Source organism: Priestia veravalensis (assembly GCF_001457055.1).
In the GTDB taxonomy this organism is placed as follows: Bacteria; Bacillota; Bacilli; order Bacillales; family Bacillaceae_H; genus Priestia; species Priestia flexa.
In genome coordinates this window covers 1-9,057 of the sequence record NZ_KQ758722.1, presented here as the reverse complement: position 1 = coordinate 9,057, position 9,057 = coordinate 1, and the positions used below count along the sequence as shown (strand labels likewise).

Sequence of the window (9,057 nt, the reverse complement as noted above, 5' to 3'; positions counted from 1 at the left end):
TATTTAGATATTCTAATGATAAATGGTCTTTATCATTTTGTTTAAAGTGACCAAATTCATGTGTTACTTTAAATGGGATTTGCTGCTTAATAGAATCAGAAATGTTGGTGCTTTGATGATAAAATTCTTCGAATTTCTTTAAAGCTGCATTATCTGATGTATACCCAATAGATTTATACTGCTTTTCTACAGAATCACTTTTAGCGTACCCGTTAAAAGGTAAACTTAATGAAGAAATAAGCAATACACTACATACTAAGAATATATATTTCATTCGAAAACCCCTCTTTATTTTATTCATCTTATGATTCCTTATAAAATGAGAAAATATGTAAAATTATGAAGGTATTTTACTTATTTTTGAAGAAATTAGTATTTGTTTGAAACTTTTTTTCGGGGAGAGATGACAAAAAATGAAAAAGTTATTTAAGGTTATAGGGTTAGTTCTTCTTGTTTTTTCATTATCAGTTGGTGTAGGGCAAATCTCAGCTAGCGCAGCTGAAAAATGTTATAGCGATGACATAAAATGTGCATCAGCTTCCATGACCTATGGAAAACAACAGTACGTTGCTTCTAAGTCAGTCTATTATAGGGGTCTCGCCACATACCCATCAAGCTAACGACAGAAACGATTAAAAATGTAATGATCCTTGTCCTAACATCGGTGAGTATCAGAAAAATCGGCATGACAAAGAAGCCTATGAAACTATCATTTTTTCGTTAGGCAACTTGTTGTTGTTTTACTGCTGTCTCATACACAATACCAAGAATGTCAAAAACGGTTTTTTTCTGATACCGATGACACTTACGCCCATTCTTTTTCAACAGGTGATACAGTCGTTGGAGAATCGTTACGAGTTCAGTCAGATCACCTGCCATTGCTGGAAATAGTAACGGAAAATAGTCCTTAATCATATAAATTGATTTGTATTCACTCAGCTCTTGTTTTCTCTTTTTCAACAGGAGCTGCCGCATTTGAAACATGGTGGAAGAACAGAGAAGAATCCCTATGAGTTGCCCATATAAATGGCACTCTAGCCGTTCCTTTTTGATGGTTTTACATTCATCTATTTCGAAGAAGGACTTCCATGTTTTAAATAAAATTTCAATCTGCCAACGTAACGAATACAATGAATGCACATCGTTTGTCGGTACTTCTTTTGGTGGTGTGTTCGTAATATAAACGTTCATTCCCATCAGCTGTTTACTTTTATCCTTCATGACAATGCCTTTCTTTTTCTCACGTACAGCTTGGTTGTTTAAACGGGTTTTAGTTTGTTCGTTCGTTAGTCGGTGAATGATGACACGTGTCGGTAATTTTTGAATTTGACCAACATAAGCTTCTGAAAGTTCAATGGTCTCACCCGGTTCCAGTTCGTTCAAGATGTGTGCCATATTAAGTTGAATATATTCGCTCTGCTTTTTCAGTGTGCCGTTTTTGAAGTATTCTGGTTCAGGGTTTTTTACATAAATACGGGTATTTAGCTTTAATCGAGAGAGATAAAAGGCGCCTAATTCATGAATCGTTTGTAAATCTCGTAAATCAAAATAACCTAAATCACGTAAACAGAAATCGCCTGCTTTCACACTTTCAAGACAAGTTGTGCCATACGTTTTATCATTATCTTTTCCCGGTCCTAGCTGTACGTGTAAAAATTGCCCACTCAATAAGTCATATTCAAGCTGAATCTTTACACCTGCCGTATTACTGCTTCCTCCAGACCCTTGATAATCACTTACGAAGGCATCGGGTAGCTGAAACACTGTGGCATCTAAAATCCGAATACGGTTAAAAATCAAGAAGAGCGTTGACGATAGCGATTGTGTTGCACAAAGTTTTTGTGTGAGAAGTAAAGCAAACACCTCACGAAGAAACTGGACGGCTGCTGGATTAAACCGTTGATTCAATCTTTCCTGACTCATCAGGACACCTGTTGAAGCTTCTAGTCGACTACACAGTTGTGCAAGCGATGTGCGAGCGACTTCCTGGCTAAGCCACACGCAAAGAGCCATCAGTTCATTTGCTTGATACTTACTCGATCGCTTCACAAATCCCACTTTCTTAGCGATTTCTTGTAAGGCAATGGGAGACAAAGAGCGTTGTAATTCTTGTGCAAATAGGTGTAATTCTTCGGAAAACTGAACATCCATAAAAAAACGCCATCCTTTTCGAATAGTTTACTAAAAAGAATAACGTTTTTTTTCGTTTTGGGGAAAATCCATTGCGTTAGCTTGATGGGTATGTGACGCTACCCCGACAAGCGAGAAACGCGATGGAACTACTGCCTTCTCATTCGAATATGATAAGAATGGGAATGAAACGAAAGTAACGGACTCTGCAAACGGTGGTGTTCGCACCAAAGCTTATGATAAAGCTGGACAAATTACGAGCATGACAGACCGTGGTGGCACATTTGGTTGGGAATACAAAAAAGATTCGACCAAAATTGTTAAATCAAAGTTTGCTCAAAGTGGCACTACAAATGAGAACACTTATGAGTATAATGCATTAGATCAAAACACGGCTGTGAAAGATTCAAAGGGTAAAACGTACCGTTTTGATTATGATGAAAAAGGAAACGTGCGAGCTTACACAGCTGGTAATGATGCTGGTTCAGCCTTTACGTATGATGTGACAGGAAAAGTAATGTCATTGGATATTGGTAACACCAATAACGATAGCATTCTATCAGAGTCATATAAATATGATGAAAATGATAACCGTACAGAGATTACCTCCTATAAAGCAGATGGTTCAGTCGATAGTACAACATCTTATGTTTATGATTCTTTAGATCAATTACTGAAAGAAACGCTGCCGGATGGAACGGTAAAAGAGTATGGTTACAATGGTTTTGGAAATCGAACATCAGTTAAAGTAACGGAGCCAGGAAAATCAGCTGTTCAGACGAATGCTGAGTTTAATATTGGAAACGAACTTGTTAAATTTGGTAACGATACGATTAAATATGATGAGATTGGTAACCGTCTAGAAGATGGTAAATACACATATACATGGAATGCAGCCGATCAATTAACATCTATTACGAAAAAAGGTGAAACCAAAGCCTTTGCGACGTACAAATATGATGATGATGATCGTCGTATCGAGAAAAATGTGAATGATACTGTCACACGCTTCTATTACGATGGAGATAGCATTAATCCATTATATGAAACAGATGGAAATGGAAATGTTCTACGTTCGTATGTTTACTCGATGGATGGCGTACGTTTATCGATGCAAACAGGTGGAAAAACATATTATTATCACTACAATCCACACGGTGATGTCATAGCAATGACTGATGACAGTGGAACAGTTGTGGTAAAATACACGTATGATGCATGGGGAAATGCGAAAAAGCAAGTTGTGTCTGGTCAAACAGATATTAAAAATCCATTTACTTATGCAGGTTACATGCAAGACGATGAAACAGGTATGTATTATTTGATTGCTCGTTATTATAATCCAGAGCAAGGTGTCTTTATTTCTGCTGATCCTGACCCTGGTGACGATGATGATCCGATTACACAAAATGGATATACGTATGCTGATAATAATCCTGTCATGCATGTGGATCCGGATGGACATTGGGTATGGTTAGCTATTAATGCAGGATTTGCAGCTTACGATGGTTATAAGGCATATAAAGCTGGCAAGAGTAAAAAGCAAATTGCTTGGGCTGTAGCATCTAATTTTGTAAAAGTAAAATATATAAAAGGTGCTGGACGCGTATTAAGGGCAACAACACATGGGCACCATGCATTTCCTAAATATATAGGAGGACACTCAAAACAAAAATTAGTTCATATTCCTACAGCCGTTCATAAACAGCTTCATCGTGAGATGAGAACTTTTGCTCAGTCAAGTAGGAAACATAGCACTAAATATTATAAGAATTTAAAAGCTACTAATCCAAAAGCATATAGGAAAATTTTGAAAAAGACTTATAAATTTTATGATAATAAATACCCTCAATATCTCCATGCATTTAAGAACGGTGTTAGGTATTCTAACAAACATGGATATTTTAGATAAAAGGCAGGGACAATGAATGTTTAAAAGAGAGCCATCGAAGATTATTTTAAAAGATGAATCGATTTCGATTGGGAAAGTACTATGCAAAGTTTTTTCAAATCACCTAAATATTAGTATAAAAAATTCTAAGTGTAGCCTTAGCTTAAATTTCCCAAAGGAATTTCGTCTAGTTGAGGGTAATCAATATATAATAGCTCTAAATGAAAATTATATTGTAAAAGAAGCTCACGAAGAACAAATTTTTTCTTATAGAGATTTTATTTTTGATGACTCTTTAAAGTTGAATTTTAGAGGATATGACTTTATTTCTTGTATAATTGCAATAGACTATATCAGTTCAAAAGATATTTCAATTGAAGTTACGGCTAAATTAAAATCAGGAGAAGAGCCATTTAATAGTTATTTTCTTCTGAATCCCATAATGGAATTTCCTTCAGAAGAAAGTGAAAGCAACTTTAAATACAATACTTTAGAAAATAGTATCTCTACCTTGAAAGACAAAAAAACTGTAACTCAACCTTCTTACAGCAAACCTTATGATGAATTAAAACTTGAAGATTTTAAATTATCAAAGCTATGGGTTTTCAATTTAGAACAAGAATCTGACTCAGAACAAGACGAGAGTTGGGTCACTCCTTTGACAATTGAAGATATACCCAAGGAAGATTTTATTACTGTGGTTGAAGTATCAGCCTATACAGATAATGAGAGGTATCCAGGAATCGCAAACGTTATGGTTTCTAAAGATTTTAAAGAATTACAGATTTATTCTATGGATATAGCAATCAGGTACAATGATTTTATATCCATAGAAGAATACATGTTGAAATTTGGGTATAAGATTAAAGTTAAAGTTTTAGACAAAGAGTATCAAGTAATAGGTGAAAATTATTTCTCTTTACCTATTAGAGCTCTAATAATTTAACGTAAGCTAATATATCAAAACAAAAAGACTACCATAGGGTAGTCTTTTTGTTTTGATATGGGAATACTTAAGTGATAAATAGTAAATACAAAATTAAAGCCTCTCCCCATAATGAAATTACGTTTTAAAATACTTCTTATAGTTAAAGTAGTTATCTATGAGTTGGGTTTTTTAGTGAATTATTGAGATTTCCTTAAAATAAGTAAAAAAGTTTAAGTTTTTAGAGTGTGTATAAGAAACTAAAGGCACTAAAATTTTATGATTAATGTCTATTCAAAATTCTTACTTTAGGCATTCGTGTCTTTTTCATATTCTTCTAGCATATTTAACACCAAAGTTCTTGCCATACTCCCTTTAACTCCTTTTTCTATATTTCTTGCATTAGTAAAAGAATCAGCATGATTAATTAAATTTTTTAAAATTTCGTCTTTCTGAAGGATATTTCTATCATCAGCATCCCAACTTTTTAATATCTCTGAGAACTTATTTCTAATCAATGTTTCTTTTGCTTCTCTGGATAAAGGATTAAAAGAAATAAAATGATCGAAACGAGAGAATAGAGGTGAGCCTAACGCTGAAAGGATTTCTCCTCTAGATTCGTAGTTAGCCGTACAAATAATGATAGAATTTTTCAAACTCAATTCAAAATTTTTATCAACATAGATTCCCTCATCGAACATTTGAAAGAAAGCTGAATAAAAAGTAGGAGGACATCTATTAAATTCATCAAAAAGAATAACATTTCCCTCTCTTTTTATTAAATCTTTAGCTAAGCACGGTGAGTCTATAGATCCGCCAAAAAGATAAGAGGCAAATTCACCTGTTTGGAACATAGAAAATTGTTGCCTAAAAAGCTCTCCTTTCACTAATGAATTATTAATGATTTTTGCGCTTTCTGTTTTTCCAACTCCTGCAGGACCGAAAAACATCATTATATGGAGTTTTTCTACAAAGTATGTAAATAATACAACCTATTTTTATAAAATGTTTTTACATTTACATATTAAACGTACAAACTTATATAAAAGTTACAACTTTATTTTAGGATGAACGGACAAGTATAGAAAAATGGACAAATCAAGTGAATAACAATATGATATAATTTTCAATATCCAAAAAATAGAAAAATATATATTAGTTAAGGGGAGATTATATGAAACACTTATTAGGTAGGTTTAAAAGTACAGATTTACTTGAGATTTATACATACGAAGGTGACGTCAACAAATGTTTAGTCGCCTATATTCTTCAAACCAATGAAGAGTACACACTGTTAGCAACAGTTGGGACTTCTGGTTTATATGATGGACACTACGTTATTTCTACAGAAAGCGTTGTTTCAGTAGCTAGAGAAACTGAATATCTGAAAAAGATTAAAAATCTCTACAATCTTAAGAAACAAGTTCATCCAACATATACAGGAAACACTGAAGACCTAATTAGAGGCGGCTTAGAATTTTCTCAAGCACAGAATTATATTGTCTCACTTATGCTGTTAGATAGTGAAGAGTACTCAACTACTGGCTTTGTAACAGAAATTATTGAGAATGAAACTGTAGTTATATCTGAGGTGGACTCCTTTGGTTTTGTTGATGGGAAAAGGTTCATAGACATTGAAGCTATTGAACATTTGACTATTAATGGTGAAGAAGAACAAGATATAAAGCTTCTTTTTAGTAATAACATTTAAATAAAATGACTCATAAGGGTGTATCTTATGGAACTACTAAATGGCGTAACAGGATTTTATATAGATTTAAAGGATAAACCTCCTAAGAACAGTCTTAAGAAGTTTAAAGTACATAGTTATGAAGCTGCAAGAACTTATAATGGAGAACTATTGGAATGTAACGATATAGACGTTCATTCCAATTTTCTTTTTAGTATTTTAAGAATTAGTAATAAAGATATCTATGTATTGCTAAATAAGCATTATCCGTTTGTTGCATTTGCCTCTTCTGTTAATGAAGAAAGAATCATTTTTGTTAATGACAAAGAACTAAGCTTGTTCTTTTCAGCTTTTTATAAGATTCTAGATGCAGAGTCACTGAATGGAAGGTTAATATACACGCGTAAAAAGGGATCCGTTCTAATAAAAAATGACAACCAACTAAACCATGCGGAATTAGCACAAATAGCATATTGGAAACCAATTACTTTAGGTGAAGTTCTTTATAACTACTGGGATTAAGTTTCTACTAAGAAGAAAAAAGAATGGAGATATAACGATGGATTCAAAAAAAGCTATGTTGATGGAAATGCAGAAACTTATACATGAGTATTCGCAAATTGGTGACCAACTAACTAACATTAATCAAGAACTCGTTTGGCAGGAACTAAACTTAACAGATGAAGAAGCCCTCAGTTTAAGTAAAGAAAATTTATCGCCAGCATCAATAAAAGCAATTGAAAAAACTGTTAAAGATAATATGATGAGCTTATTTCATGATTTTATGTGTTTAGTAGACGGCGTTTCAGACCCTAATGATATTGAGATTGAGAACGATGGAGTTTGGCTAGGCCTTCAGATAAAACCAAAGCACTTACTATCTGAACAAGAATTAGAGGATGAAGATAGTGAATTACTGCTACATGATGAGGTTTATGATAGTTATTGGGACTGGAAAGACCAATTCGGAGAAAATGATGATGAAAACCAATAATACGTTACTTAAATATCTACTCATGACAACTTCTGTTATGACCCTTATGATGTTTTTAACAATCGGTTTCCTGCCCGAGATATGGCATCTATCTGAAAGTATATATAAATGGATATATATGATTGCGATAGGAATTTATTGGGCAATCGTAAAGTGCAAAACGAGAGTAATTTTGATTTCGCAAATTCTTGCTGTTATTTTTAGTATTCTCCTTATGGAGTTATTTTTGTGATTTTCAAACTGAGAGGATGTGACTTCCAAAGTGGCTTTGAGAGTGACAATTACAACTATTATACTTGCAATTTTTTTATTCTTAACTGCTGCAGTACTACCAGACTCAATGGGCATTAATGAAAATACTTCAATGATAATTTTTACGGTAGGTGTTGCAATTGTATTTAAATTATCTAAGAATGGTACTGCTGTAAATGGAGCTTCCTTGTTGCTAAGCATCCCTATCTTTATGGTTTTAGTTATGTTTATGTACTAATTAATAGTTACACAAAAACAAGCATCTAAAAGAATTATTAGACGCTTTTAACTCATTATAAGCACTCTTAGGTAGAGGTACACGTTTATTAATCCCTGTTTAAAGTAAGATCTACTATATTCTTGGAGTAGCTTCTTAAAGTTAAAGGAGATTTTTATATGTTTAGTAAGAAAAGAACATATCAAATGTTAATAGCTATTGTCGGATTTGCATTTGTCATTTATAACCAAACATTCAAATCTAGTATAAGTGAAGCAATAGATTCCTGTATTATTTTCCTAATTAGTATTGCATTACTTTTATTCCTTGCCTATATGTACATTAAATTAGATAAAAAAAATGACTAAAAACTATTTTTAGCTTTCCCTGCTTAACCCCCAGATAGTTTAAATATCTGAGGGTTTTATTATGAAAAAGCTGCTCTTCTATGTATTTTAGGATATTCATCTGTACGATAAACCTTATGATACCAAGGGTGTATAAATCGTTTTATAAGAACGTATTTGTTTTTCTTTCAGAACCCTTAGGACAAAAAGTATAAAAAGGTCTATTACTTTTGATACGTCTTAAAAGATTCTTTTTTAAAATTTGGATCGGCTATACTTAGTTAGACAGAAATTTTAAGGTCAAGTAGAATTAACTATACTAATCAGTTATGAGGAGAATCTACATGACAAAAAAAGTACGTCGAACGTTTACCGAAGAATTTAAGCAACAGATCGTGCAGCTATATCAGAATGGAAAGCCTCGTAAAGACATCATTCGAGAATATGAGTTAACACCATCTTCGCTTGATAAGTGGATTAATCAAAGTAAGTCCTCTGGTTCCTTCAAAGAAAAGGATAACCTCAGCCCCGAACAGAAAGAGCTGCAGGAACTTAGGAAACGTAATAAGCAATTAGAGATGGAGAATGATATTTTAAAGCAAGCCGCGCTG

General features: G+C 33.3%; 10 protein-coding genes and 1 pseudogene. 7 read left to right on the top strand and 4 right to left on the bottom strand.

All coding sequences use genetic code 11. From position 1 onward, the window contains the following. Positions 1-274 (bottom strand): hypothetical protein (locus AS180_RS20150; protein WP_139109253.1); only part of this gene is annotated, 274 nt, incomplete at its 3' end. A gap of 139 nt (positions 275-413) precedes the next feature. On the opposite strand from AS180_RS20150, the gene AS180_RS20145 reads away from it, so the two are divergent. Further along, positions 414-620: a hypothetical protein gene (locus tag AS180_RS20145; protein WP_025909455.1), complete on the top strand. Its 207-nt coding sequence runs from the start codon at positions 414-416 to the stop codon at positions 618-620. 100 nt (positions 621-720) lie between these two features. Here AS180_RS20145 and AS180_RS20140 read toward each other — a convergent pair whose 3' ends face one another. Further along, a complete protein-coding gene (locus AS180_RS20140) occupies positions 721-2,151 on the bottom strand; it encodes an IS4 family transposase (RefSeq protein ID WP_062687413.1) in 1,431 nt (476 codons plus the stop codon). Between the two features lie 268 nt (positions 2,152-2,419). Here AS180_RS20140 and AS180_RS20135 point away from each other — a divergent pair. Next, positions 2,420-4,042, top strand: a pseudogene (locus AS180_RS20135) (RHS repeat domain-containing protein); the annotation flags it as partial. A gap of 16 nt (positions 4,043-4,058) precedes the next feature. Beyond that, positions 4,059-4,967 (top strand): hypothetical protein, encoded by a 909-nt coding sequence (locus AS180_RS20130; RefSeq protein WP_025907726.1) that lies wholly within the window; start codon positions 4,059-4,061, stop codon positions 4,965-4,967. Between the two features lie 287 nt (positions 4,968-5,254). Here AS180_RS20130 and AS180_RS20125 read toward each other — a convergent pair whose 3' ends face one another. Beyond that, positions 5,255-5,899: an AAA family ATPase gene (locus tag AS180_RS20125; RefSeq protein WP_051567051.1), complete on the bottom strand. Its 645-nt coding sequence runs from the start codon at positions 5,897-5,899 to the stop codon at positions 5,255-5,257. Between the two features lie 221 nt (positions 5,900-6,120). Here AS180_RS20125 and AS180_RS20120 point away from each other — a divergent pair, with 221 nt between their 5' ends. From AS180_RS20120 to AS180_RS20110, 3 genes are all read left to right on the top strand, one after another. Next, positions 6,121-6,657, top strand: a complete 537-nt coding sequence (locus AS180_RS20120; protein WP_025907722.1) for a hypothetical protein — start codon at positions 6,121-6,123, stop codon at positions 6,655-6,657. A 27-nt stretch (positions 6,658-6,684) separates the two neighbouring features. Continuing rightward, complete coding sequence (locus AS180_RS20115) at positions 6,685-7,158, top strand: hypothetical protein (protein WP_025907721.1); 474 nt, start codon at positions 6,685-6,687, stop codon at positions 7,156-7,158. Between the two features lie 67 nt (positions 7,159-7,225). Further along, the gene (locus AS180_RS20110) at positions 7,226-7,630 is read left to right on the top strand and encodes a hypothetical protein (protein ID WP_139109252.1); all 405 of its coding nucleotides are present in this window, start codon (positions 7,226-7,228) and stop codon (positions 7,628-7,630) included. A 135-nt stretch (positions 7,631-7,765) separates the two neighbouring features. Here the strand turns inward: AS180_RS20110 and AS180_RS22940 are convergent, their stop codons facing one another. Then, entirely contained in the window at positions 7,766-8,083 is a 318-nt protein-coding gene (locus tag AS180_RS22940) for a hypothetical protein (RefSeq protein WP_139109251.1), read from the bottom strand. 707 nt (positions 8,084-8,790) lie between these two features. On the opposite strand from AS180_RS22940, the gene AS180_RS20090 reads away from it, so the two are divergent. After that, positions 8,791-9,057 (top strand): transposase (locus AS180_RS20090; protein ID WP_062687412.1); only part of this gene is annotated, 267 nt, incomplete at its 3' end.